30 protein-coding genes, 1 other RNA gene and 1 riboswitch are annotated in these 24,310 nt (G+C 65.2%); of the genes, 15 read left to right on the top strand and 16 right to left on the bottom strand.

All coding sequences use genetic code 11. The annotated features are described in order from the left end of the window. Positions 1 to 137: 137 nt before the first annotated feature. The 4 genes from PV768_RS03510 (at position 138) to PV768_RS03495 (ending at position 2,464) form a co-directional block, all read left to right on the top strand. Positions 138 to 737, top strand: coding sequence for a GDSL-type esterase/lipase family protein (locus PV768_RS03510; RefSeq protein WP_321213879.1), 600 nt, complete (start codon positions 138 to 140; stop codon positions 735 to 737). Between the two features lie 87 nt (positions 738 to 824). Further along, positions 825 to 1,652, top strand: a complete 828-nt coding sequence (locus tag PV768_RS03505) for a DUF4097 family beta strand repeat-containing protein (RefSeq protein WP_421092296.1) — start codon at positions 825 to 827, stop codon at positions 1,650 to 1,652. Beyond that, positions 1,652 to 2,263: a PadR family transcriptional regulator gene (locus PV768_RS03500; protein ID WP_157241803.1), complete on the top strand. Its 612-nt coding sequence runs from the start codon at positions 1,652 to 1,654 to the stop codon at positions 2,261 to 2,263. Before PV768_RS03505 ends, PV768_RS03500 begins: the two co-directional genes overlap by 1 nt. Before the next feature lie 126 nt (positions 2,264 to 2,389). Beyond that, positions 2,390 to 2,464 (top strand): 50S ribosomal protein bL37, encoded by a 75-nt coding sequence (locus PV768_RS03495; protein WP_369299106.1) that lies wholly within the window; start codon positions 2,390 to 2,392, stop codon positions 2,462 to 2,464. 95 nt (positions 2,465 to 2,559) lie between these two features. On the opposite strand, the gene rsrA is transcribed toward PV768_RS03495, so the two are convergent. Both rsrA and PV768_RS03485 read right to left on the bottom strand, forming a co-directional pair. Beyond that, a complete protein-coding gene (gene rsrA, locus PV768_RS03490) occupies positions 2,560 to 2,820 on the bottom strand; it encodes a mycothiol system anti-sigma-R factor (protein WP_157241802.1) in 261 nt (86 codons plus the stop codon). Then, positions 2,817 to 3,590 carry a sigma-70 family RNA polymerase sigma factor gene (locus PV768_RS03485; protein ID WP_421092295.1) on the bottom strand — a complete coding sequence of 258 codons (774 nt, stop codon included), beginning with the start codon at positions 3,588 to 3,590 and terminating at the stop codon, positions 2,817 to 2,819. The genes rsrA and PV768_RS03485 overlap by 4 nt, the downstream gene beginning before the upstream one ends. 337 nt (positions 3,591 to 3,927) lie before the next feature. Here PV768_RS03485 and PV768_RS03480 point away from each other — a divergent pair, with 337 nt between their 5' ends. The 11 genes from PV768_RS03480 (at position 3,928) to PV768_RS03430 (ending at position 12,699) form a co-directional block, all read left to right on the top strand. Beyond that, positions 3,928 to 4,476, top strand: coding sequence for a DoxX family protein (locus PV768_RS03480; protein WP_157241800.1), 549 nt, complete (start codon positions 3,928 to 3,930; stop codon positions 4,474 to 4,476). 6 nt (positions 4,477 to 4,482) lie between these two features. After that, entirely contained in the window at positions 4,483 to 5,871 is a 1,389-nt protein-coding gene (aroA, locus tag PV768_RS03475; RefSeq protein WP_421092294.1) for a 3-phosphoshikimate 1-carboxyvinyltransferase, read from the top strand. Beyond that, positions 5,855 to 6,970 carry a ribosome small subunit-dependent GTPase A gene (locus PV768_RS03470; protein WP_421092293.1) on the top strand — a complete coding sequence of 372 codons (1,116 nt, stop codon included), beginning with the start codon at positions 5,855 to 5,857 and terminating at the stop codon, positions 6,968 to 6,970. Before aroA ends, PV768_RS03470 begins: the two co-directional genes overlap by 17 nt. Positions 6,971 to 7,018: 48 nt before the next feature. Beyond that, positions 7,019 to 7,831 carry a histidinol-phosphatase gene (gene hisN / locus PV768_RS03465; protein WP_157241797.1) on the top strand — a complete coding sequence of 271 codons (813 nt, stop codon included), beginning with the start codon at positions 7,019 to 7,021 and terminating at the stop codon, positions 7,829 to 7,831. Positions 7,832 to 7,990: 159 nt separating this feature from the next. Next, a riboswitch (SAM riboswitch) is annotated at positions 7,991 to 8,104 on the top strand. Between the two features lie 35 nt (positions 8,105 to 8,139). Further along, positions 8,140 to 9,582, top strand: a complete 1,443-nt coding sequence (locus PV768_RS03460) for an aminotransferase class V-fold PLP-dependent enzyme (RefSeq protein WP_421092292.1) — start codon at positions 8,140 to 8,142, stop codon at positions 9,580 to 9,582. 82 nt (positions 9,583 to 9,664) lie between these two features. After that, a complete protein-coding gene (locus tag PV768_RS03455; RefSeq protein WP_421092291.1) occupies positions 9,665 to 10,423 on the top strand; it encodes a class I SAM-dependent methyltransferase in 759 nt (252 codons plus the stop codon). Positions 10,424 to 10,487: 64 nt separating this feature from the next. Then, complete coding sequence (locus tag PV768_RS03450) at positions 10,488 to 11,216, top strand: metal-dependent transcriptional regulator (RefSeq protein ID WP_321213887.1); 729 nt, start codon at positions 10,488 to 10,490, stop codon at positions 11,214 to 11,216. Continuing rightward, the gene (locus PV768_RS03445; protein ID WP_370460666.1) at positions 11,213 to 11,638 is read left to right on the top strand and encodes a fluoride efflux transporter FluC; all 426 of its coding nucleotides are present in this window, start codon (positions 11,213 to 11,215) and stop codon (positions 11,636 to 11,638) included. The genes PV768_RS03450 and PV768_RS03445 overlap by 4 nt, the downstream gene beginning before the upstream one ends. Continuing rightward, complete coding sequence (locus PV768_RS03440) at positions 11,635 to 12,036, top strand: fluoride efflux transporter FluC (RefSeq protein WP_370460665.1); 402 nt, start codon at positions 11,635 to 11,637, stop codon at positions 12,034 to 12,036. Before PV768_RS03445 ends, PV768_RS03440 begins: the two co-directional genes overlap by 4 nt. A gap of 67 nt (positions 12,037 to 12,103) precedes the next feature. Then, positions 12,104 to 12,472: a hypothetical protein gene (locus PV768_RS03435; protein WP_157241794.1), complete on the top strand. Its 369-nt coding sequence runs from the start codon at positions 12,104 to 12,106 to the stop codon at positions 12,470 to 12,472. 92 nt (positions 12,473 to 12,564) lie between these two features. Further along, a complete protein-coding gene (locus tag PV768_RS03430) occupies positions 12,565 to 12,699 on the top strand; it encodes a hypothetical protein (protein ID WP_255428760.1) in 135 nt (44 codons plus the stop codon). A 2-nt stretch (positions 12,700 to 12,701) separates the two neighbouring features. On the opposite strand, the gene PV768_RS03425 is transcribed toward PV768_RS03430, so the two are convergent. The 14 genes from PV768_RS03425 to PV768_RS03360 form a co-directional block, all read right to left on the bottom strand. Then, entirely contained in the window at positions 12,702 to 13,685 is a 984-nt protein-coding gene (locus PV768_RS03425) for a S1C family serine protease (RefSeq protein ID WP_421092290.1), read from the bottom strand. A 206-nt stretch (positions 13,686 to 13,891) separates the two neighbouring features. Further along, positions 13,892 to 14,260, bottom strand: a transfer-messenger RNA (tmRNA) gene (gene ssrA, locus PV768_RS03420). An 88-nt stretch (positions 14,261 to 14,348) separates the two neighbouring features. Then, positions 14,349 to 14,822, bottom strand: a complete 474-nt coding sequence (gene smpB / locus PV768_RS03415; RefSeq protein WP_009356865.1) for an SsrA-binding protein SmpB — start codon at positions 14,820 to 14,822, stop codon at positions 14,349 to 14,351. Between the two features lie 86 nt (positions 14,823 to 14,908). Then, on the bottom strand, positions 14,909 to 16,333 hold the full coding sequence (locus PV768_RS03410) for a peptidoglycan DD-metalloendopeptidase family protein (protein WP_321213891.1): 1,425 nt from the start codon (positions 16,331 to 16,333) through the stop codon (positions 14,909 to 14,911). Positions 16,334 to 16,359: 26 nt separating this feature from the next. Beyond that, positions 16,360 to 17,274 (bottom strand): permease-like cell division protein FtsX, encoded by a 915-nt coding sequence (gene ftsX / locus PV768_RS03405; RefSeq protein WP_157241791.1) that lies wholly within the window; start codon positions 17,272 to 17,274, stop codon positions 16,360 to 16,362. Continuing rightward, positions 17,271 to 18,050, bottom strand: coding sequence for a cell division ATP-binding protein FtsE (ftsE, locus tag PV768_RS03400; protein ID WP_157241790.1), 780 nt, complete (start codon positions 18,048 to 18,050; stop codon positions 17,271 to 17,273). Before ftsE ends, ftsX begins: the two co-directional genes overlap by 4 nt. A gap of 186 nt (positions 18,051 to 18,236) precedes the next feature. Beyond that, positions 18,237 to 19,352: a peptide chain release factor 2 gene (gene prfB / locus PV768_RS03395; RefSeq protein WP_157241789.1), complete on the bottom strand. Its 1,116-nt coding sequence runs from the start codon at positions 19,350 to 19,352 to the stop codon at positions 18,237 to 18,239. Positions 19,353 to 19,439: 87 nt separating this feature from the next. After that, the gene (locus tag PV768_RS03390; protein WP_421092354.1) at positions 19,440 to 19,853 is read right to left on the bottom strand and encodes a pilus assembly protein TadG-related protein; all 414 of its coding nucleotides are present in this window, start codon (positions 19,851 to 19,853) and stop codon (positions 19,440 to 19,442) included. Between the two features lie 59 nt (positions 19,854 to 19,912). After that, entirely contained in the window at positions 19,913 to 20,434 is a 522-nt protein-coding gene (locus PV768_RS03385; protein WP_421092289.1) for a hypothetical protein, read from the bottom strand. Continuing rightward, positions 20,415 to 20,840: a TadE family protein gene (locus PV768_RS03380; protein WP_421092288.1), complete on the bottom strand. Its 426-nt coding sequence runs from the start codon at positions 20,838 to 20,840 to the stop codon at positions 20,415 to 20,417. The genes PV768_RS03385 and PV768_RS03380 overlap by 20 nt, the downstream gene beginning before the upstream one ends. A gap of 3 nt (positions 20,841 to 20,843) precedes the next feature. Then, a complete protein-coding gene (locus PV768_RS03375) occupies positions 20,844 to 21,074 on the bottom strand; it encodes a hypothetical protein (protein ID WP_157241787.1) in 231 nt (76 codons plus the stop codon). Positions 21,075 to 21,132: 58 nt separating this feature from the next. After that, entirely contained in the window at positions 21,133 to 22,074 is a 942-nt protein-coding gene (locus PV768_RS03370) for a type II secretion system F family protein (protein WP_421092287.1), read from the bottom strand. Further along, the gene (locus PV768_RS03365) at positions 22,071 to 22,928 is read right to left on the bottom strand and encodes a type II secretion system F family protein (protein ID WP_157241786.1); all 858 of its coding nucleotides are present in this window, start codon (positions 22,926 to 22,928) and stop codon (positions 22,071 to 22,073) included. The genes PV768_RS03370 and PV768_RS03365 overlap by 4 nt, the downstream gene beginning before the upstream one ends. Then, the gene (locus PV768_RS03360) at positions 22,925 to 24,148 is read right to left on the bottom strand and encodes a CpaF family protein (RefSeq protein ID WP_421092286.1); all 1,224 of its coding nucleotides are present in this window, start codon (positions 24,146 to 24,148) and stop codon (positions 22,925 to 22,927) included. Before PV768_RS03360 ends, PV768_RS03365 begins: the two co-directional genes overlap by 4 nt. Between the last annotated feature and the right edge of the window lie 162 nt (positions 24,149 to 24,310).

Genomic DNA, 24,310 nt, shown 5'->3' with positions numbered 1-24,310 from the left:
TCTGTTTAATGGAGTGCACAGCGCCGATGAAACGCACGGCGCGAGATGGACAGCCCAACGAATGCACAGGCGCCGCTCCGTGGCCGGCAGTTGAATCCACGGTTGCAGCGGCAAGGCACTGACGTAAAGAGGAACGTGTGGAAGACAGGAAGCTGCGCATTGCAGCTGTAGGAGATGAACTGCTGGCCGGACTGGGTGATCCCCGGGCGCTCGGCTGGCTGGGACGCGTCCTCGCCCGCACGCCCCGGGACAGCATGCTCCTGGAAAGCTACGCCCTCCCATGCCCGCAGGAAGGCACGGAAGGCCTGGCCGCGCGGTGGCTCGAGGAAGCCGGCCGCCGGTTCAGCGACCACGCCGAAAACAGGCTGGTCATCGGACTTTCCGGGCGTGACATCGAGTTTGGGCTCTCCACGGCGCGCAGCAGGCTCAACCTGGCCAACATCCTGGATTCGGCGTCGCAGAACCGGATCGAGGTCTTCGTCGTGGGGCCGCCCCCCACACTGGACCCGAACCGGAACAGGCGCCTGGATGAGCTGAACACGGCCTTCGCCGACGTCACAACACGGCGCAAGCACCTGTACGTTGACACCTTCTCCCCTCTCCTGAACCACGAACAGTGGCGCCAGGACCTGGCAGCCAACGGGGGAACTCCGGGGCAGGCAGGTTACGGACTGATGGCATGGCTGGTTCTTCACCGGGGCTGGTTCCAGTGGCTCGGCATGGACGTCCCGGAGTAGGCCCGATTCGCGATATATCTTGACGCTGTTTCCATGGGCGGGTAGCTTGGAAGGGTCAACACGATATATCGCCTTTTGGAGGACCCCGTGACTGATCAAGAATGGACTGTCACCAGCCCGCAGACCATCGACGTCGACGGCGTGGCGTCCCTGAAGCTGGGCATGGTCCAGGGCCGCTTCGACGTAGTCACGCACGAGGAACCCGTAGCCCGGATCGAGATCGCGGACGTCCAGGGAGACCCGGTGGCGGTATCCCTCAGCGATGGCCGGCTGGAGGTCCGCCACCAGTTGCACGGCCCCCAGGGCTGGTTCAAGAACCTGATGGGGACCGTCAGCCACAACAGCGAGAATTCAGCCGTCATCAGTATTGCCGTTCCAGCCCACGTCCGCGTGGAGGCGGGAACAGTCAGCGGTGACGGGCTGGTGTCCGGCATCAAAGGGCAGACCCGCCTGAACACGGTTTCCGGCTCGGTCATGGCGGACGGTACCGAGGGTGAACTGCACATCAGCACCATCAGCGGAGAAGTCTCCGCCCGGAACCACACCGGTGTCCTCACCGCCAAGAGCGTCTCCGGCGAAGTGACCGCGTCCGGGCACCTGAGCAATATCCGCGCCAACACCGTCAGCGGGGACATGAGCTTTGACCTCCTGGGCTTCACGCACGATTTCGGGGCCAACTCGGTGTCCGGAGACCTCACCATCCGCCTGCCCCATGACGTCGGCGTGGACATCGTGGCCAAGTCTGCCAGCGGTGCGGTGGTGATCGGAGACCAGCGGTACACGGTGGTCGGCGGCAAGGTGGAAACCATTGCGGGCCCGGACGGACAGCTCATGCTGGTGCGGACGAACACGGTGTCCGGCAAAACCTCCATCTTCCACGGCCCGGCGATTGAAAATGCAGAAGCCGGCTCCTAATGGCCCCGGTATTCGCCCACGGCGCGCTTCGCCTCTACCTGCTGGCACTGCTTGAGTCGGGTCCCAAACACGGCTACGAGCTCATCAAGGAACTCAAGGAACGGTTTGGTGGCACCTACTCCCCCAGCGCCGGAACCATTTACCCGCGGCTGGGAAAACTTGAGGAGGAGGGTCTGGTGGCCACTGAATCCGCCGGGCGCCGGACAAACTACCGCATCACCGCTTCCGGACTGGCTGAGCTGAACCGGCGCCGTGACGAACTGGCCGGGGTGGAGAGCCAAATCTCCGCCTCCGTCCGGCGCCTGGCCGACAACCTCCGCGAGGACATCCGCAGCAACATGCGGGGCCTGCGCGCGGATCTTGCCGCCACGGCGGAGGCCGCGCGGGCCACCGCGCTGTCGACGGAATTCAAGGTCCCCGGCAGGTTGCCCCCGGAAAGCCAGCGCTCCTTGAAGGAAGCGGAAATGATGCTCCAGCGGTTCCGGGACGATCTCAGGGCGGAACTGCGGCTGCACGCAGGCAGGCAGCCGCTCAGCCCCCTGGCACTGGAAACAGTCAGGACCGTCCTCGAACAGGCCGGCATCTCGATCCGCAACTCGCTCAGACCCTAGGCCTGTACGCCCTTACAGCTGACAAAGCGCAGGTCACGCGGCCGTCCCTGGTTCGCGGGCAGCTACTTGATGTGCGAGACTTGAGGGCAGCTCTTTTGAGTACCAACAGTAAGAAGGAGGCCAGCTATGAGCAAGCGTGCACGCAAGCGTCGTGACCGTAAGCGTGGCGGCGCGAACCACGGGAAGCGCCCCAACACCTAGGCACATGCCAGGAACTACGGTTCAAGCGAAGGACCCCGGAAGCCACATGGCTTCCGGGGTCCTTCGCTGTTGTCAGCGGCGGCTGTGCGGCCGCCCTACGCGTCTACCGGCCGGATCGTGTGGATCCGGTCAAGAATGGCGTTCTTCAGGTTTTCCGGGGCAGCCTCGGTGCAGGAGCGCTTAACCATGTTGCGGATCACGCATTCGAGGTCGTACTGCTCCGTGCATTCCGGGCAATCATCAAGGTGGTTCTTGATTTCGGTGATGTCCTCGCGGGTCAAAGCACCGTCGAGGTACTCGTAGATCCGTTGCATCCGGGTGTCATCGCAATCGCCCAATCCCTGGCAGTCGCTCATTTCCTGCTCTCCTGTTGTGTGCTTCCTGCCGCGTCCGGTGATTCGGCGGCTGTCTTGAATCCGCGCTCTGCGGCGTACTCCCCCAGCATGTCCCGCAACATTCTCCGGCCGCGGTGGAGCCGGGACATCACCGTGCCGATGGGCGTGTTCATGATGTCTGAAATTTCCTTGTAGGCGAACCCTTCGACATCGGCGAAGTAGACCGCAAGGCGGAATTCCTCGGGAATGTCCTGGAGCGCCCTTTTCACGTCGGAATCCGGGAGGTGGTCCAGCGCTTCGGCCTCGGCGGACCGGAGACCGCTGGAGGTGTGGGACTCAGCCCTCGCCAACTGCCAGTCCTCGATGGTGTCCGAGTTGGACTGGAGCGGCTCCCGCTGCCGTTTGCGGTACAGATTGATGTACGTGTTGGTCAGGATGCGGTAGAGCCAGGCCTTGAGGTTCGTTCCGGGCTTGTACTGGTGGAACGCGGAGAAAGCCTTGGTGTAGGCCTCCTGGACGAGGTCCTCGGCATCTGACGGGTTCCGGGCCATGCGCATCGCCGCCGAATACAGCTGGTCGACATACTGCATCGCATCGCGCTCGAACCTCAGCCTGCGTTCTTCCACAGATTCAGTGGAAACATCCACCAGGTCCCCGCCCGTTTCCGCGGCAGGCCCGGCCACCGGGACAACGGCGGAATCGGCAGCCTCTGCTCCGGCGGCAAGACTGCTCTTCGCTTCGTCATGGGAAGCTTCATACATGGCCGAGACGGCCGGATCCAAGGTGCTCATTGCCCTCAAGTCTACTGTCAGGCTCCGCGCACGCGGCGGCCCGTACCCTGATGGTTCCGACTTAAACGTGTCCACTGCCACCGGGCCTGCTGCTTCAATTCCGTCCAACACGCGCGCCAAGGGCCCAACTCCGCTCTGCTTGTCCGGCCGGGGACCGGCGTCTGGCGATCCGTGCCCGGCCATCTGTTCCATGGTTTCACCCATGACTTCCCTGCGGACCGGTGTTCCCGGATCCGACATCCATAACCTCCCGCGCTCGGCAAATATTCCCCAAAAGTGCAAGACTAGGACGGACTCCGCCGCATTCGACGCGGTTCGTCCACCCGGGAGGAAATTCATGTCCTTTGTCCGCACGCTCGCCCGCCCCATGCTGGCCTCCAGCTTTGTCCTTGCTGGAATGGATAAGCTCAAGAACGCTGACGACACCGCGCAGCAGCTCTCGCCGCTGCTCCGCAAGGCGGCCGCCTCGCTGCCCTTCAAAACGGACGAGAAGACCCTGGCCCGCGTCATCGGCGGAACCCAGGTTGGTGCCGGCGTGCTGTTCGGGCTGGGCAAGTTCTCCAGGCTTTCGGCCACTGTGCTCACCGTGGTTTCCCTGCTCAACACGTTCGTCGAATGGCGCAGCGCAGACATCAGCAGCAAGGAAGGCCGCGACACCCGGCGTAACCAGCTCCTCAAGAACCTGTCGTTGAGCGGGGGCGCACTGCTGGCGTCAGTGGATACTGCCGGCAAGCCGGGCCTGGCCTGGCGGGCAGAGCACCTGGCCGCGGATGCACGCAAGGGCGCGTCCCACCTCGCGGCGGATGCCAGGAAGACCACCAACAAGAAACTCCACAAAGCGGACAAAGCCGTGCGCCGCGCGGTGGAGCAGGCCACGGGGGCATAACAACGAATGACCGCAGCAGCCGCCGTCCGGGATGATTCCGGCACGCCTGTCCCCCACTGGGCCGCTCCCTTCGCGTCCCGGCCCGTCAATGCCACCGTCACGGTACCCGGTTCCAAGTCGCTGACCAACAGGTACCTGGTCCTTGCAGCCCTGGCTGACGGACCGTCGCGCCTGCGCGCACCGCTGCACTCCAGGGACTCCGCGCTGATGATCGAAGCACTTCGCCAGCTGGGGGCCACCATTACGGAGGTGCCCGGGGACGGAGCCTTCGGACCCGACCTGGAAGTTGTTCCGCTGAACCCGGACGCCGCCCCGTCCCTGGCCAGGATTGACTGCGGCCTCGCCGGCACGGTCATGCGGTTCGTCCCGCCCCTCGCGGCACTGCGCAGGGGCGCCGGCGAATTCGACGGCGACCCCCACGCCCGCAAGCGGCCGATGGGAACCATCATCGAAGCACTCAAGTCGCTGGGAGTGGCCGTTTCCTCCACGGAGGGCGGCACGCCGTCGTCATTGCCGTTTGTGGTGGATGGCACGGGTGAGGTCCGCGGCGGCCACCTGGTGATCGACGCCAGCGCCTCCTCCCAGTTCGTTTCGGCGCTGCTCCTGGTGGGGGCACGGTTCACGGAGGGGCTGCACCTGGAACACGTGGGCAAACCCGTGCCCAGCCTCGACCACATCAACATGACCGTGGCCGTCCTGCGTGGGGCCGGTGTTGCCGTGGACGACTCCGTTCCCAACCACTGGGTTGTCAGCCCGGGACCCATCCGGGCGTTTGACCAGCGGATCGAGCAGGACCTGTCCAACGCCGGGCCGTTCCTCGCAGCGGCCCTGGCCTCGCGGGGCACCGTGCGGATCCCCGGCTGGCCCGAGGAAACGCAGCAGGTGGGTGACCTCTGGCGCAGCATCCTCGCCCGGATGGGCGCGGACGTCACCCTGCACGACGGCGTCCTGACAGTCACGGGCGGACCGGCCATCAAGGGCGCGGACTTCGCCGACACCAGCGAGCTGGCCCCCACCGTAGCCGCCCTGTGTGCACTGGCGGACGGGCCGTCGCGGCTGAGCGGCATTGCACACCTGCGGGGACACGAAACGGACCGGCTTGCCGCGCTGGTGGCCGAAATCAACCGGCTCGGCGGTGACGCTGAGGAGACCAGCGACGGCCTGGTGATCCGTCCTGCCAGGCTGCACGCCGGTGTCGTCCACAGTTACGCGGACCACCGCATGGCTACCGCAGGAGCCATCCTCGGCCTGGCCGTGGAGGGCGTCGAGGTGGAGGACATCGCCACCACCGCCAAGACCATGCCGGACTTCCCCCGGTTGTGGGCGGACATGCTTGCGCAGGACGGCACCCCCGAGGCGGGGGCGGAAGGTTCCAGCGGTGGCGCGGAGCACTGACTCCTGGGACGAATCCGACGTCCGGATTCGGCCCAGCAAAAAGGGCTCCAGGCCCCGCACAAAGGACAGGCCCAGCCACGACGACGCCGTCATCGGCCGGATCATCACGGTTGACCGGGGCCGTTACAGGGCTGTGGTGGGTGAGGACTCGGGCAACGAGCGTGTGGTTATTGCCGCCAGGGCAAGGGAACTGCGAAGGAACCCGGTGGTGGCGGGGGATTTCGTTTCACTCGTGGGTGACGTCTCCGGCGAGCCGGACACTTTGGCGCGGCTGGTGAAAATCCAGGACCGCAAGACGCTCCTGCGGCGCAGCGCCGATGACACTGATCCCGTGGAACGCGCCGTGGTGGCCAACGCGGACCAACTGGTCATTGTGGTGGCCGCTGCCAACCCCGAGCCACGGACTGGCTTCATCGACCGCGCCCTGGTGGCCGCCTACGACGCCGGTATCGAGCCGATCCTGCTGGTCACCAAGGCGGACATCAAGGATCCTGCGGAGCTGCTGGCCAACTACACCCACCTGGACTTCCCCGTGATCATCAGCCGGACGGCGGATGCGCAGGCCTCGGGCGTGGATGCCCGCTCCGACGACGGGCTCTCCGCCCGCCTGGACAGGGCCGCCGTCGCGGAGCTCCGGACCCACCTCGGCGGGAAAGTGACCGTGATGCTGGGGCATTCCGGCGTGGGCAAGTCAACCATGGTGAATGCGCTGACCGGGGCCGAACGGGCCACCGGAGGGGTGAACGCGGTGACCGGCCGGGGCAGGCACACGTCGTCGTCCGCCCTCGCCCTGCGCCTCGCTGACGCGCCGTCCGGCAGCTGGATCATCGACACCCCCGGCATCCGCTCCTTCGGCCTGGCCCACGTGGACCCGGACCGGATCCTGCGCTCCTTCCCGGACCTCTCCCCCGGCACGGATGACTGCGAGCGCGGCTGCAAGCACACAGCCACCGCCGTGGACTGTGGGCTGGACGCGTGGGTAGCGGGAGGCCATGCCGGACCCACCGGTTCAGCAAGGCTGGCCTCCCTGCGGCGGCTCCTGGGGACGGACCCCCGAATGGAAGCCCAGGAGGCCAAGGAGCTGGGCAGCGTTAACTGACGGGGCCCGGTTCCCGGCAGAACGGCGCGCAGACGGTAGTTTGGAACCATGATCCAACCCGCTTCGAGCTACAACGATGACCTGCGCCTGGCCCACGTCCTGGCCGACTCAGTGGACGACCAGACAATGAGCCGCTTCAAGGCGCTGGACCTCCACATCGAGACCAAGCCGGACCTGACGCCCGTCACCGATGCCGACAAGGCGGCCGAGGAGGCCATCCGCGGCCAGCTCTCCCGTTCCCGTCCGCGCGATGCCGTACTCGGCGAGGAGTTTGGCAGCACCGGCCATGGTGCGCGGCGGTGGATCATCGATCCCATCGACGGCACCAAGAATTTCGTCCGCGGCGTTCCGGTGTGGGCCACCCTGATCGCCCTCGTGGACGAAGGCGAGCCGGTGGTGGGCGTGGTGAGCGCCCCTGCACTGGGCAAGCGCTGGTGGGCGGCCAAGGGCATGGGCGCCTATATGGGACGTTCCCTGGCAGCCGCAACCCGCCTCCGCGTGTCCAACGTGTCCAAACTGTCCGACGCTTCCCTGTCATATTCGAGCCTTGGCGGCTGGAAGGAGCGCGGTAACCTCAACGAATTCCTGGGCCTCACGGAGGACGTGTGGCGTACCAGGGCATTCGGGGACTTCTGGTCGTACTGCATGGTGGCGGAAGGCTCGGTGGATATCGCCTGCGAGCCCGAGCTCAACCTCTACGACATGGCCGCCCTGGTGCCCATCGTGGTTGAAGCGGGCGGCCGGTTCACATCGCTGGAAGGTGAGGACGGCCCGTTCGGCGGCAACGCACTGGCCACGAATTCCATCCTTCACTCGGAGGTGCTGCGCCGGTTGAACCCGGACCTGGACGACCTCCTCTGACCCTCCTCTTCCGAATAATCAACGGCGGGCACCTCCGAAAGGAGGCGCCCGCCGTCGTTATCTTCGGCAAAAGCGGACCTTTTCAACTGCGCGTAACAAAGGCCTTAACATTCCAGCCGGCTTTTAGCCTGCGCGGGCTATGTCCTACGCTCTTAACCAGGTCACGAGTGCCAGCGCTAAACCCCGGTTTGCTGGCCGGCAACCCTCCATTCGCGGTGGGGTGCCCCGGGTGACGACCAGGCCGGTCCGGAACGGATGCGGCAAGCGCGGATTCCCCCAGCGGAGTCCTGTTTCAAAGTGAGGTCTCTGTGACAACAGCCACCGTCTCCCCCAACGCCGCAATCCAGCCTGACGCCGCAGCACAACCCGGACAGGACGCCCTCTTCGACCAGCGCCACGCCGCAGCCGGCCGTCCCCTGGCGGCAGTCACGGGCGCCGAAATCCAGGCTCCCCTGATCCATGGCGGGCACGTCCGGTACGCGAACCTGGACTATGGCGCGTCCGCGCCGGCGCTTTCCGTGGTGTCCGCCTACCTCAATGAAATCCTGCCGTTCTACGCGAGCGTGCACCGCGGAGCCGGCTACGCCTCCCAGATCAGCACCTCGGTCTACGAGAATGCCCGTGCCATCGTCCGGGAGTTCGTGGGCGGCCGCCCGGACGATTCCGTGATCTTCACCCGGAACACCACCGACTCCCTCAACCTGCTGGCCGGCTGCCTGCCCGTCACGAACGGCCGGGCTGACGGCGACGTCCTGTACCTCGACATTGAGCACCACGCCAACCTGCTGCCATGGCAGGGTGTCCCCCACCGCAGCATCGTGGCGGACGACACCATCGCAGGAACCATTGAGGCCGTGCGTGCCGAACTGCAGCACGGCGGGGTAAGCCTGCTCGCCGTCACCGGCGCGTCGAACGTCACGGGCGAGATCCTTCCCGTCCGTGCCCTCGCCGCACTCGCCCACGAGCACGGCGCACGGATCGTGGTGGACGCGGCCCAGCTGGCGCCGCACCGCCGCATCGACATCACCGCTGACGACGTCGACTACATCGCCTTCTCGGGGCACAAGCTTTACGCGCCTTTTGGCGCCGGTGTGCTGGTGGGCCGGCCGGACTGGCTCGACGCCGGAACACCGCACCTTGCCGGCGGCGGCGCCGTCAAGGAGGCAAGGCTCGACGGCGTCAGCTGGGCAACGGGCCCGGCCCGCCATGAGGGCGGATCACCGAACGTGCTGGGAGCGGCCACCCTGGCCCGCGCAACGCAGGTCATCGCGGGGCTGGACCAGGACCGCTGGCATGCCCATGAATCAGCCATCCGCTCCTTCCTGGTGGAAGGCCTGCAGGAGATCGACGGCGTGACCGTCCACCAGATCTTTCAGGACACCAACCCGGACACCGACACCATCGGCGTGGTCAACTTCTCGGTGGAAGGCTACGACGCCGGACTGGTGGCGGCATACCTGTCGGCAGAGCATGGCGTGGGCCTGCGTGACGGCCGCTTCTGCGCCCACCCGCTGCTGAAGCGGCTGGGGCTGCCGTCCGGATCCCTCCGTGCCAGCTTCGGCGTGGGATCCCGGCTTGACGATGCCGAGCGTCTGCTGGCAGGCATCCGGGACCTGCGGACCAAGGGGCTCGGCTGGGACTACGTGGTGGACGCGGGCCGCTGGGTTCCCGCCAACGACAACCGCACCTACCCCCACTGGGCGCCCAACACCCCGGGAACGGCCGGCGCCGCCCCCTGCATCGACGACTGACCTGCGGCGTGCGCTCAGCCACGCCCGGGCGGGTACGGTAAATTCGGAAGGTAGCAACGAGACCCAACGAAGGAGGCCACGCGTGGCACGGGGTGGCCCCAGGCTGGATCACGGCCGGCGGCGGGAGCTGGGCCAGAGCTTCCAGGATGGCGGTAGGCACTATCAGCAGGTGCGGCCCGGGTATCCCGCTGAGACAGCACAGTGGCTGGTACCTCCGGGCGCCCGGTACGCGCTCGACGTTGGTGCCGGCACGGGCAAGTTCACTGAACTGCTGCTGGGGCTGGGGCTGTCCGTCACGGCGGTGGACCCCTCAGCCGACATGCTCGGACAGCTGGCGGAACATTATCCCGGCGCCGCGGCTGTCCTGGGCACCGCGGAGGCCACCGGCCTGCCTGACTCAGCGTTCGACGTCGTCACCGTGGCGCAGGCCTGGCACTGGTGCGATGCGCTGCGGGCAAGCACGGAACTGGCCCGCGTCCTCCGCCCCGGGGGAACGCTTGGCCTGGTGTGGAACCAGCTGGACACGTCCGTCCCCTGGGTCCACCGGCTCTCGAGGATCATGCATGCCGGGGACGTCTACAAACCCGGTTTCCGGCCGCTGGTGGGGCCTGAGTTCGAGGGCTTGCAGGACCACCTGACGCATTGGCAGGACTCCGTCACCACCACCGACCTGATGGAGCTGACAAAGTCGCGCAGCTACTACCTCCGTGCGGGTGAGGCCACCCGGGCGAAGGTACTGGCGAACCTCGACTGGTACCTGCATGAGCACCTCGGACATGCGCCGGACGAAGACCTGGAGTTGCCATACCTCACCCTGGCCTGGCGGGCGGTGAGGGCATGAGTGCCCTCCACCGCCGGCCCCGCCAGTCCCCGCATGGCGGCGGCGAGCCGGTAGGCTTGATCCCGTGAAGACCAGCGCGCCCTCCTCCTCCATCGAGGACTACGTCAAGGTCATCTACTCATTCACCGAATGGCAGGACAAGCCCATCACGTCCTCCCAGCTGGCGCAGCGCCTTGGCGTGGCCAATTCCTCCGTATCGGAAATGGTCCGCAAGCTGAAGGACCAGGGCCTGGTGGACCACAAACCGTACAGTGCCATCAGGCTCACGGACGCCGGTCTCCGGCTTGCCCTTTCCATGGTGCGGCGCCACCGGCTGATCGAGACGTACCTCGTCCAGCAGCTGGGGTACAGCTGGGACGAGGTGCACGACGAAGCCGAACTGCTGGAGCATGCCGTCTCGGACACCTTCATAGAACGGATGGCAGCCAAGCTGGGCAACCCGCAGCGGGATCCGCACGGCGATCCGATCCCCACCGCCGATGGCAAAGTGTTCATGCCCCGCGCGCACCTCATGGGTGAACTTGATGAGGGCCATACCGGCCGGATTACCCGGATCAGCGACGACAACCCGGAACTGCTCCGCTACCTGGCCGCCGAGGAGATAGACCTCGACGCCGAAGTTGAGGTGGTGGGCCGCCGGCCCTTCGGCGGCGCCCTGGTGGTGCGGATCAGCAATTCGGGCCGCGAACGGAATTACGACCTCGCTGACGAGGTTACGTCGGCGCTGTGGGTGCACAGCGACCACCCCCACCCCGGCTGCCTCCTCGGGGACGCTGACTTGCCCAGGGTGTGAGCCGGCTGAAGACTTCCGGCGTAGGGCTGCGCGCCTGGCTTGCGGTGGCGGCCGGCGCCCTGATCGGTACCGAGCTGCGCTACGGCCTGGCTGTTGCGTTTCCTGAACTGCCCGGCGCCTTTCCCTGGACCACCCTGGGCATCAACGTGGCCGGCAGCTTTGTCCTGGCCGCCCTGACCACCATGTGGATGGCCCGGCCGCAGACTGCCTTCTGGCTGCGGGCCGGGCTGGGGCCTGGCCTGCTGGGCTCCTTCACAACATTCTCGGCCGTGGTCTTTTCCGTGGACCAACTGGCCCGGGCCGGGCAACATGGTGTGTGGTCCGCCTACCTCGCACTGTCGCTGCTCCTTGGACTTGCGGCCGCCGGCGTGGGGTGGCGGGCCGGGAAATTGGTTGGCCGGCACCCCGGGGTCCGCCGGTGATCGCGGCGGTCATGGTAGGAATATTCGGCGTGGCAGGCGCCCTTCTCCGCTTCGGCGTGGACAGCTGGTTTGCGCATCACAGTTCCATCCGCAGTACACGCGCCACAGGCAGCGCAGAGAGGCTGCACTGGCCCTGGGCCACGCTGCTGGTGAACGTGGCAGGCAGCTTCGTCATCGGAGCAGCGCACGGCTCCACCGCGGCGCTGGGGCTTGGCGCCGAGTGGCAGGCCGGCCTGGCCACGGGCCTGGCCGGAGGGCTGACCACCTTCAGTTCGTGGACCACCGCAACGGTGCGGCTGCTCAGCGAGGAACGATTCGGCGCTGCCGCAGTGAATCTTGCGGCCAACCTGGTCCTGGGTTTTGGCGCGGCAGCTGCCGGGATCGCCCTGGTGTCCTAGCGTTTGCTGCCTTGTCAGCTGTGGTGACGGCGCGCTGATTTGGCGGGCTCCCGTATCGTGGATGGTGATGATTAGCAGACGCGACGCGGCCATTGCCCTTGATGTACCCATGGAGATGGCACAGCGCCATGGCCTTCCGAAGTGGATGACCGAGGCCGAGCTGGGTGAAATCCTGGACAACCCGCCGCCTTGGCTGGTCCAGTCCCGCGCAAACCGCACCGGCAAACGCCCTGTGTGGGTCCATCTGGAATGTGCAGTCTGCGGTTACGAGGAAGCCGCCCGCCCCAAGAAATGGTGGCCGGACTTCACCTACGTGGTGTGCGGGCACCACGATCCCGAAGAGGTGCCCCGCACGCGTGAGGGGTACGTCCGCAGCGAGTTCGACGGCGTCGGGACGCGTTTTGTGGGCATCGCCGACGTACCTGTTCCGGACTGATTTCGTGTCGATCCAGGCCATTACATTCGGGGCTGAATAGGCGTAACTTACGAAGTGGGACGCAGCCCGTCCCCTGCTGTAAGGAGCACGCCATGCCGGACAAAACACCCCACCAGAACCTGGCAAAGAAGCCGGTCAAGACCATCAAGGAAAAACGCGCCGAGAAGAAGGCGAAGAACCCTGAGGGCGCCCAGGACCCGGTGGCGCACTTGAAGAAGCGCCGGTAGCCTTACTGGCCGTTTGCCTGCATCTCGTCGGGTACGGCAACGAGGTCCTCATCCCTGCCGTGCCTCAGCACCCTGATCTGCAGCGGCTTGCCGATTGCATCGGCGAACAGCAGTTTCTGCAGGCTTTCAGCGTTGCTGACGGCACGGCTTCCGGCTGTAAGGATGATGTCGCCGGCCTGTAGTCCCGCGCGTTCTGCAGGCGATCCGGCCAGCACCTCCACCACCCTGAGCCCCTCCCGCTGTCCCGTCCTGATCACCGCACTGGCGTTTAGCCGAATGGGGGTGCTGACCACTCCGAGGTAGGCCCGCCTGACCCGGCCATCTTTCAGCAGGGCTGCGATAATCCGCCGTGTCGTCGTGTTGATGGGCACGGCGAGGCCAAGCCCGGCGCCGGCCACTGCCGTGTTGATGCCCACGATCCTGCCGTGCGCGTCTGCCAGGGCGCCGCCGGAACTGCCCGGGTTGAGGGCCGCGTCGGTCTGGATGACGTCCTCGATCACCCGCCGGTTGCCGCCCGCCCAGACCGGGATGGAACGGCCCAGGCCGCTGACCACTCCGGCCGTGACCGATCCTGCCAGCCCGAGCGGATTCCCGACCGCAATGACCAGCTGGCCCACACGCAGTGTCTCAGCGTCGCCGAACCGGGCAGGGGCCACCCTCGGTGCTTTGCCACGGACCACGGCGAGATCCGACAGTGGATCAACGCCAACCAGTTCGAGATCGGTCCGGCTGCCGTCGGCAAACGCGGCATGGCCCTTAGTGGTGCCGGCCACCACGTGGGAATTCGTCAGGAGATACCCGTCCTCGGTAAAAAGGACTGCAGAACCTGCTCCCACCCGGAACCGGCCGGTCCGGCGGGTGCTGGTCATTTCTATGGCCGCAACGTGCGGCGTAACCGTCTCAGCCACCCGCATGACCGTCTCCGAATATGAGTCCAGCGGGCCGTCGTCGAACTCTTCCGGGCTGGGCTTGCGTGTCTGGTTCATGGGGCACCTCCTGGCTGCTCCGGCTGCCTCCGGCCCAGCCGGGGCCGCGACGCCGGATCTTATAGAGGACAACCCATGGACGGCGGCTGCTAGTCCCGGACCGGCTACGCCGTCGGTGAACAGCCGCTTCTTGAGGCCGTGCGCTTAAACACTGAAAGACCCGGACGAGGGGTCCGGGTCTTTCAGTGTGCCTTGCGGCTTTCAAAATGTGGAGATGGGGGGAATTGAACCCCCGTCCGATGTCGTGTTGTCAGGGCTTCTCCGGGCGCAGTTTGCGTCGGATTTTCTCGGCCCCAGCCATGCTGCAAACAGCTGGCTGATCCGGGCCCAGTCATCTAAGAGTCCCGCTCACCCCGATGACGGGGGTAAGCAGCAGTGGCTATCTAAATGACGCCAGGTTCCGGGGCAATAGCAACCTCGGGCTGACGGACTGTCTTACTGCTTAGGCAGCAAGAGCGAAGTCAGTGCGCTTAGAATTGGCACTTATTGGTTTGCAGACAGCGTTTACGAGATAATTCTGCATCCTCGGCCCGCTTCACCTGTCGCGACTAACATCGTCGAAACCGATCATCCCCGTATTTTGTTATCAAACCGGCGGGCTTCCCCTCCGGACTACTTATAGTAACGCATGTTCCCGGAGATTCATTCCCGGCCGCCGGATCACTAGCGGCGGCGGTTGCGTTCCCGCATCTCACGCTGCGCCTCACGGTTGTCCTGCTGCTCGCGGAGGGTCTGGCGCTTGTCGTATTCACGCTTACCGCGGGCCACGCCGATCTCCACCTTGGCCTTGCCGTCAACGAAGTACAGCTGCAGCGGCACGATGGTGTAGCCCGATTCCCGCACCTTGTGGGAAATCTTGATGAGCTCCTCACGGTGCAGCAGCAGCTTGCGGCGGCGGCGGGCGGCGTGGTTGGTCCAGCTACCCTGGTTGTACTCGGGGATGTGGATGGCTTCCATCCACAGCTCGTCGTTGTAGAAGGTGCAGAACCCGTCCACCATGGACGCGTGGCCCTCCCGCAGCGACTTTACTTCGGTGCCCATGAGCGCGATTCCAGCCTCGTAGGTGTCCAGCACGTGGTAGTCATGCCGGGCCTTACGGTTGGTGGCCACCACTTTACGGCCACTTTCTTTAGGCAAGGGAAAGCTCCTCAGTTCGAGAATCGGATGTCCTCCGGCCCGGCCGGCGCGGAGTCATACCAGTCTACGGCAGGCTGACGGCCGCCCTACAGCAGGCGCATCGGGTCCACGGCGGCGCCGTTCAGCCAGGTCTCGAAGTGGGCGTGGCAGCCCGTGGAGTTACCTGTGTTGCCCGAGTAGGCAATCAGCTGTCCCTGCGAGACCCGCTGCCCGTTCGACACCACGATGCTGGCGTTGTGGTAGTAGATGGTGTTCAGGGTATTGCCCTCGATCAGGCCGTGGGAGATCTTGACCCGCCAGCCGCCGCCGTCAGCAGAACTCCAGCCCGAGCTGAAGACCTCTCCCGCCGCTGCCGCATAGACGGGCGTGCCGCAGGCGGCGCCGAAGTCGATGCCGGTGTGCAGGTACCCGCCCTGGCCGTAGAAGTCGATGGTGCCCGGCGGGGTTGCCCGCCAGCCGAAACCGGAGGTGATGGGAACGCTGCCGTCGAACGGGTGCCGGAGGCCAAAGGCCGACGGCGATCCTACAGAGGGCACAAAAGGCTGCACCGGGGGCGGCGGCTGGTTCCTCGCTGCCGCGGCGGCCGCGGCAGCGGCAGCGGCTTCCGCCGCCAGCCTGCGCTGCTCGGCTTCCCAGGCTTCGCGGAGTTTCCTGTCGCGTTCCTGGATTTCCGCGGCCACAGCGTTCTGGCTGGCCTGCACGCCGGCGAGCTGGGACTGGATGCCGGGCTTGGCCGCCTGGAGTTCGGCGTCAAGGCGGGTGGTGTCGGCGATCAGGCGGTCTACTTCTTCCTTCTTCGCGGCCGCTTCATCACGGGCGGCCTTCTCCCGCTCAAGGGCTGCGTCGGCCTTTGCCTTGAGGTCCTTGATCTCGGCTTCCACGGCCTGCAGGCGGGCTTCGGAGTTCACGTTGGTCGCGTTCTGCTGCGACAGCTTGTCCATGGCGGCGTTTTGGCTCCGCATGGCCTGGTCCGCCAGGTCCATGGTTTCGGTGAGGCTGCCGCCGTTGTTGGCCCCGAAGAAAAGTGACAGGTTGGACGGAACGCCGCCGGATTTGTACGCCTGGGTGGCGATCTGGCCGATCAGTTTTTTGGTGTCGGCAATCTTTTGTTTGTCCGTCTCAAGCTGCTGGGTGATCTTGGCTTTGTTCTGCTGCGCCATGTCCACACGGGCGGAGAGCGCCTCCACCTCCTTGACGGCACCGGCCACGCGCCCCTGCGCCTCGAGCAGTGCCTGCTGCGCGCCGGGCAACTGGCCCTGGTAGATCACCAGGTCGCTGGCCGCCTTGGCAATGCGCGAATCAACGAATTCCAGGGACTGCTGGACGCGGGCAGCCTCCGCTTCCAGTGCCCTCTGCCTGTCCTCGAGCTCGTCAGCGAAGGCCGGCGCCGAAGAGGAGGCCAGGCCCGCGGCCAGGACGACTGCCAGCACGCCGCTGAGAATGCTTTTGCGGTGCGCCGTGCGGCGGCTGTTGAGCCGGTGTCGCGGCGACGTTTGGTCCGTTAAGTTCATGGGCATTCCTAGTTCGGTTTGCATACCTAGACGCGAAGGTATCTGCGCAAGGTCAAGAGAGACGAAATTCCGGCCAAGGATCCGCCAAGGATTATCAATGCCGGCGCGAGGATCAGCGTCTGCCCGGCGGAGATGAAGGCTGTGTCCGGGTACTGCTGGGCCATGTAGTCGCCCAGGAAGAAGTGGGCCACGGCCCAGAGCGTGGCGGAGGCCAGCGCCGCACCGATGACGGCGGCAATGACACCTTCCAGGATGAAGGGAAGCTGGATCACTGTCTTGGAGGCCCCCACCAGGCGCATGATGCCCGTTTCGCGGCGGCGGCTGAAGGCGGAGAGCCTGATGGTGGTGGCGATCAGCAGGATGGCGCACACAATCATCACGCCTGCGATGCTGACGGCCACCAGCGAGGCGCCGTTCATGACCGAGAACAGGCGCTCAAGGAGCTGGCGCTGATCGATCACCGTTTCCACTCCCGGCTGGGAAGAGAAGGTCTCGCTGATGATCTGGTACTTTTCCGGATCCTTCATGTTGATGCGGAAGGATGCCGGGAGCTGGTCCGGCGTGACCGAGTCAACGATGGGCGAATTCGAGAACTGGTCCTTGAAGTGCTTGTAGGCCTCTTCCTTGGACTCGAACTGGAAATCGTTGATGTACTGCGCCACTGCGGGAGATTCCAGCAAGGCGTTGAGGCTCTCCTGCTGCTCGGGGGTGACTGGCCCGCTGGCGCAACCCGCCGCCGTCGACCCTTCACTGCACAGGAAGACGGCCACCTGGACTTTGTCGTACCAGTAGCCCTTCATCTGGTTGATCTGCATCTGCAGCATGCCGGCCGCGCCCACGAAGGTGAGCGAGACAAAGGTGACCAGGATGACCGAGACCACCATGGAGAGGTTGCGGCGGAGTCCGCTGCCGATCTCACCGAGGATAAACGCTAGCCTCATCGCTGTCCCTCGCCTTCGCCGGGCAGGCCCGCTTCGGGGTTTTCCCGGCCGCTGGCGTCCTTGAGCCTGCGCGACTGGCCGACAACGGGAATCATGGAGGTGTACAGCGCCTTGGCTTCGTCACGGATGACGATGCCGTTCTTGAGCTCAACCACGCGCTTGCGCATCTCGTTGACGATGTCGTCATCGTGGGTGGCCATCACCACGGTGGTTCCGTTTTGGTTGATCTTGTCCAGGACACCCATGATGCCCATCGAGGTGGTGGGGTCAAGGTTTCCGGTGGGCTCGTCGGCGAGGAGGATCCCGGGCCTGTTGACCACTGCGCGGGCAATGGCCACGCGCTGCTGTTCACCGCCGGAGAGCTCGTGCGGCATGCGGTGCTCTTTGCCCTCGAGGCCAACAGTTTTCAGGACCTCGGGGACGGTGTCCCTGATGACGCTGCGGCTCTTGCCGATGACCTGCATGGCGAAAGCTACGTTGGCGAAGACGTTTTTCTGGGGCAGGAGCCGGAAGTCCTGGAAGACGACGCCGATTCCGCGGCGGAGCCTGGGCACGCGCCAGCTTGATATCTTGGCGACGTTCTGGCCGGCGACGTAGACGGCGCCGGATGTCGCCCGGTCTTCCTTGAGCACCAGCCGGAGGAAGGTGGACTTGCCGGAGCCGGATGCGCCCACCAGGAAGGCAAATTCGCCGCGGTCAATCTCAAGGTTGACGGAGTCCAGCGCAGGCCGGGCTTTCTGGTCGTAGACCTTGGTGACATTTTCGAATCGGATCATGGCCCTAAGTACCCTGCAGGGCATGGCTGATTCTGATGCAGCCCAGTTCTGCAGCCGGTGCGCGGGTTTTCGTTTGGGGGAAGTAGGGCCCCGGCCCCTCGACTATACGCAGGAGTCTTTGCGTATCACGCTGTTATCCGGGGGCGTGTCGGCGAATTCGCTCTTGGGCCTTGGCGGCCGCCTGGCCTATTTTTCAGCGTTGCGGTTGTCGGTGCGCCAGCGGATTCCGGCGTCGATGAAGTCGTCGATCTCCCCGTCGAACACGGCCGAGGTGTTGCCCACCTCGTGCTCGGTCCGCAGGTCCTTGACCATCTGGTACGGGTTCAGGACGTAGGACCGCATCTGGTCACCCCAGGATGCCTTGACGTCGCCGGCCAGTGCCTTCTTTTCGGCGTCTTCCTGCTCCTTCTTAAGGAGCAGGAGCCGGGACTGCAGCACGCGCATGGCGGCGGCGCGGTTCTGCAGCTGCGACTTTTCGTTCTGCATGGACACGACGGTGCCGGTGGGGATGTGCGTGAGGCGGACTGCGGAGTCCGTCGTGTTGACCGACTGGCCGCCCGGGCCGGATGAGCGGAACACGTCAACCCGGATCTCGTTGTCCGGTATTTCGATGGAGTCTGTCTGTTCGATCAGCGGGATTACTTCGACGGCGGCGAAGGACGTCTGGCGCCGGCCCTGGTTGTCGAAGGGGCTGATGCGGACCAGCCGGTGCGTGCCGGCCTCGACGCTGAGCGTGCCGAAGGCGTAGGGTGCCTTGACTTCGAAGGTGGCCGACTTCAGCCCGGCTTCCTCCGCGTAGGAGGTGTCCATGATCGTGGTGGGGTAACCGTGGCGTTCCGCCCAGCGGAGGTACATGCGCATCAGCATCTCGGCGAAATCGGCAGCATCCACGCCGCCGGCACCTGCGCGGATGGAAACCACTGCCTCCCGTTCGTCATACTCACCGGAAAGCAGGGTGACCACTTCCAGTTCCTTCAGGGCCTTCTTGATGGACTCGAGTTCAGCCGCTGCCTCCCCCATGGAATCGGCGTCGTCCTCGTCCTGCCCCAGCTCCACCAGGACCTCGAGGTCATCGATCCGTGACGCAAGGTTGTTGAGGCGTTCCAGTTCCGACTGTCGGTGGGAAAGGCGTGAGGTGATTTTCTGCGCCGCTGCGGGGTCGTCCCACAGGTCCGGCTCGCCCGCCCGCTCGCTCAATTCGGCGATGTCTTCCTTCAGTGCGTCTACGTCGGAGACCCGCTCAATGGACTCGTAGGTAGCGCGAAGGGCGCGGATTTCAGCAGAAAAATCAATATTGGCCATGGTTGTTTAAGCCTACGCTATCCGGGGCAGCGCACCGGCGTGCGCTAGTGGGCGCCCGGAGCGCATACATTCTGCGCGTCCGGGAAGTCAGCGCGTCAGCCGCGAGCGGGCCGTCGACGTTGCCTCGATCCTGATGCCGTCGGGCACCAGGAAGTTCACCACCGGCGGATGGACTGCTGCGGTCAAGACAACGACGGCGGTGGCGCCGTCGGGACTGCCTGCTGCCCCCGTGACCGCCAGGCCGTCGAAACGCTGCGATGCGGGGCTCCTTGCCAGGAAGTCGGCTGCGACGCTCCGGACCCGGGCGGGGTCAAGGGTGGCCGACGGGCTGCCGCCTTGCCCTTCCACCTCGCCCAGGGTGTAGCTGTCAGCGGCAGCCAGGGAGGCGCCGTCGGCCAGCGACAGCAGCCGCTTGTGCTCCAGGTAGACGGACGAAATGCCAACCACCACCGTTGCCACCAGCAACGCCAAGGTTACGTAGCCGAGGATCATCACCATCATCTGGCCGTCCTCGCCTCGTGTCCTGCCGGTCACGGTCCTGCCGGTCACGGTCCTGCTGGTCACCGGAACCGGCCCACCAGTTGAGTCGAGGATGCCTGTACCTCGCTCGCCGCCAGCCGGAAACCATCGTTAAAGGGCACGAACGGCAGGGGCACGGCCAGGGTCACTGTAACGGTGACTGCGGTGCCTGCGGCCTGGCAGTCTGCCGGATTGCAGGATGTGGCAACGCTCGCCTCCTCAGGCTGGTGCCCAAAGTCGGCAAGGGCGACGGCAACAGCCTGTTCTGCTGCAGCCTGGGCGGTTGTTCCGTCAGGCTGGGCCACATAAACCTTCGCGGCTTGGTCGGCTGCTCCCACCACGGCAAAGGAGCCGCCCTGGATCTGCCCCACGGTGATGACGAAGTAGACCAGCGGCACCATCAGCAGAAGGGCCAGGAACGTGAATTCGACCACCGCGCTCCCCTGTTCGTGCTTGCGGGCAGGTTCCTGCGGCGCATCGCTTTCCCGCGGTATCCGGCAAAGGGCTTCGCCCAGGCCGGCCCTGAGCGGGGACCACAGGCATTTATGGCTGGACCACCGCATGCCCCTTCACCTCCAGCATCTCCCGGGGACCGATGAGACCGATCACGGGCATTGGAGCCCGGACTGTCACTTCGAGGGTGCGAAGCCCCTGGACGGTCACTTCGCTCGTGCTGACGTGTTCGGCGAATCCGGAAGTCAGGGCTACGCCAATCAGCCGACGGGTCCGTTCCTCTGCGTCTGCGGCTCCCCGGTCCGCCAGGGTTCCGTAGCGTGCCCCTGACGCCGCAGCATCGATCAAGGTATTCCGAACGTGCAGGATCAAGGTCAGCTGGATAATCGCCAGGAAGAACATGGTGAGGAGGCCTCCCACCAAGACAAAATCCACCACTGCCGAGCCCTGCTCCCGCGCCCCGGGCAACCCGCATTTGTTGCTGGCCTGGCCGGCGCGACGGGAGGACTGCGTCATCGGCTAGCTTCCGACCGTTTCCATCGCCTGGTTGAACATTGCTTCGAGCGCCGGTCCGGCAAGTGCCAGGAGCGCGGCCACCAGGACTGCTGACATCAAGGTGATCATGACCCACCCGGGGACGTCTCCCCTCTCATGGTCCTCAGCGTGGCGCCCTCCTGAGCAAAGTCCGGTGCCCAGCAGGGCACCCAACACCAGGAGCAGGGATGCCCAGCGGTTACCCATGGTTTTCATTTCTCGTCCTCTTCCTGATTTGATTCTTCGAGCTTCTTGCGTTCCGTGTCTTGTCTTCCTAGAAGCCCAGGTTGATGGCTGCAAGCCCGGGAAAAACGGCGAAGACCACAGTCAGGGGGAGCACGCCGAAAACAAGCGGCACCATCATCGCGATCTCCTTCTTGCCCGCAGCTTCCATGAGGTCCCGTTTGGCTGTGTCCCGCACGTCCTGGGCCTGGGCACGAAGGACATCCGCGAGCGGTGTGCCTCGCTCAACTGCGACGATGATGCCGTCAACAAACCTGACCAGTGGCGCCAGATCCGTCCTGCCCGAGAATTCCTGCAGTGCCGTCACCAACGGTTTGCCGGCCCGTGTCTCGGCAATAATGTTCGAGAACTCTTGGGACAGTTCGCCCCTGGCACTGCGGCAGACCCTCTCAAGCGCTCCGGTTGCGCTCTCCCCTGCGCTGACGGCGAGCGCCATCAGTTCGGCGAGACTCGGGAACTCCGCCATCATTCGCGCTTCCCGCCGACGGACCTGCGCGCCCAGCCAATAGTCACGCAGCATGAAGCCGCCCACGGCGCTGCCCAGGACTGCCACGGCCGCAAACAATGGACTGAACCTCCCGGCTGCTGCTCCTATGAGAATTAAGCCAAGGGAAACCACGAAGCCTGCAGCAGCCCACAGGAGCTGCTCCGCACGGAAGTCGATGGAAGACTTGTTGATGCCTGCCTGTGCCAGGCGTCGGGCGGTGGCTCCCGGCGAGGGGTTCAGCCGTCCCAGCGCCGCCATGCCGTCACGGAAAACCGGGCGAAGTATCCTTTCGAGCGGTCCGAAGGGCGTCAGGTTCTGCTCCGCGGAGTTCAGGAGCCGTGATTCGAGGTTCTGGGACCTCAGCTGCGGCTCGATGCGTTCTGTCAGTGTGGTGGCACGCATGAGCGGGGATCTAAACACGACGAGCCATAGGCCGACGCCCAGTACAGCCCCACATACAACTGCCGCCGGCGAAATCCCGATCACCTCAACACCCGCTCATCCTGCGGAAGAGCGCCAATCCTTAGCATGATGGAGTAGCAGACCAGCGAAACCACCAGTCCCCCGAGCAGGACTGCCGCGCCTACAGCCGTGTTGTAAGCCTGCACCGCTTCCGGCCGCGTTGCCAGCAGGATCATGACGATCCACGGGGCAGCGACAGCAAGGCGCGCCGCATTGACGGTCCAGGACTGCCTCGCTTCAAGTTCGCTGCGGGTGCGAGCACTTTCGCGGAGGAATTCGGCCAGCGTACCGAGCAGCTTGCCCAGATCGGAGCCCCCGACCTCGCGGGTGAGGCGCAGGGCCTCGACAATGCGGTCAGCGACAGGGTCGGCGAGCCGGTGTTTGAGCTTGTTCAGCGACGCATCGAACTGGCCTCCCGCGCGATAGTCGGCGGCGAATTCCCGAAAGACGTGCCGCAACTCTTCGGGGCCTTTGTCCCCCAGCTGAATCAGTGCCTCGGGCAGCGGCAAACCGGCGCGTATCGCGGAGCGGAGGTGATCGACGACGTCGGGCCACAACTGTCGCAACAGGGCGCTTCTCTTTTTCGCCCTCCAGCGCAGGACACTGACGGGGAGCCATGCCGCGAACAGCGCGAAGCAGCCAGCGATTGGCCAGGAGCGGCTGATGGCGTAGAACACCAGGGCCACGAAGAGCCCCAGACCCAAGCACGTACCCAACAATCCGCCCGGAGATACTCTGTCCACGCCCGCGGAGGCGAGAAGATCGGCCAGGCGGCTGGCCTTCCGCTCCCGCGGACCGTGTGCCGGAGACTCCCAGCAGGACCACCAGATCAGGAAGAGGCCCGTCCCTGCCGTCACCCCCAGCAATGCTGACGTCATCGCGGATCCAGCAACGCCGCGACGTCGTAGCCTGCCCGGTTGAACTTTTCAGCGGCAGGCATCGAGTTGGCCCTGGCCTGCAGGGTGCCATCCATCATGGTGAACACCGGGGAGGACTCGATGATGCCGTTTTCGACGCGGCGGCCCAAGGACAGGATCTCGGTGACCTCCCTGCGTCCGTTGGTGTGCCGGCTGCAGTGCACCACCAGGTCGATACAGGATGCGACGGTGGGGACAACAAAGGCGCTTGAGATGTTTTCTCCCGCGAGCAGGGGCAGGGTGCAGATCTTCGTGACGGCGTCGTGTGCTGAATTTGCATGGACGGTGCACATGCCGGGAAGGCCACTGTTTAAAGCGATCAGCATGTCCAGGCTCTCCGCCTCACGGACCTCGCCCACCACCAGCCGGTCGGGCCGCATGCGAAGGGCTTCCTTGACCAACCGGCGAAGCGGGATCTCGCCTTCACCCTCCAGGTTCGGCTGCCGGCATTGGAGGCCGACGACGTCGCGCAGGGGAAACTGCAGTTCGAAGATCTCCTCAACGGTGATCACACGTTCCCGGCTGCCGATGCTCGCTGCCAGGCAGTTCAGCATCGTGGTCTTGCCGGCCTGGGTTGCACCGGAAACCAGGATGTTGAGGCCGCTTGATACGGCTGCACCCAGGAAACGGGCTGACTGCGGCGTGAGCGTGCCGAGCTCGACGAGATGTTCAAGGCGGCTGGCCTTCACCACGAACTTCCTGATGTTCACTGCCCAGTGCTTGCGGGTCACATCGGGAATGACGACGTGCAGCCTGGAGCCATCGGGAAGTGCTGCGTCCACAAAGGGAGACGACATGTCCAGGCGGCGCCCTGAGCTCTTGAGCATCCTCTCCACCAGGTCCCGGACCTGCTGCTCGGTGAGGCTCAGGGAGGTAAGTTCCGATTCGCCGTTGCGGGCCACAAAAATTTCATTGGGCGCATTGAGCCAGATCTCCTCAATTGAGGGATCGTCCAGCAGGGGCTGCAGCACGCCGAAGCCGGCAACAGCATCGAAGAGGAACCGGCGCGCTGCATCGAGTGGACCTATGGGAGGAAGAGGTCCCATGAGCGCTCGCTCGTCGTAGTCCGTAACCGCTGCCTCAACAAGCCGGCGCACCTCACCAGCCTGGTGCAGCGGATCCAGCCCTCGACGACGGATCAGCTCACGGACCTCGTCCTCGACAATTCCAAGCGCGTCCATACGTTCCCCAATACAACTGCCGCCCCCGGCGGAGGCAGTGCAACTGGGATAAAGACTAGGGACCATACAACATGCTGCCAAGTCATAAGGATTGTCTGTGGATAAGCGCAAGATAGCCACAGGATCAACACATGCACCATCAGCACCACTGTTTCCACCAGC

This window comes from Pseudarthrobacter sp. CC4 (assembly GCF_048957775.1).
GTDB lineage: Bacteria > Actinomycetota > Actinomycetes > Actinomycetales > Micrococcaceae > Arthrobacter.
The sequence above is the reverse complement of the archived record's forward strand: the minus strand, read 5'-3'. Positions and strand labels throughout refer to the sequence as shown.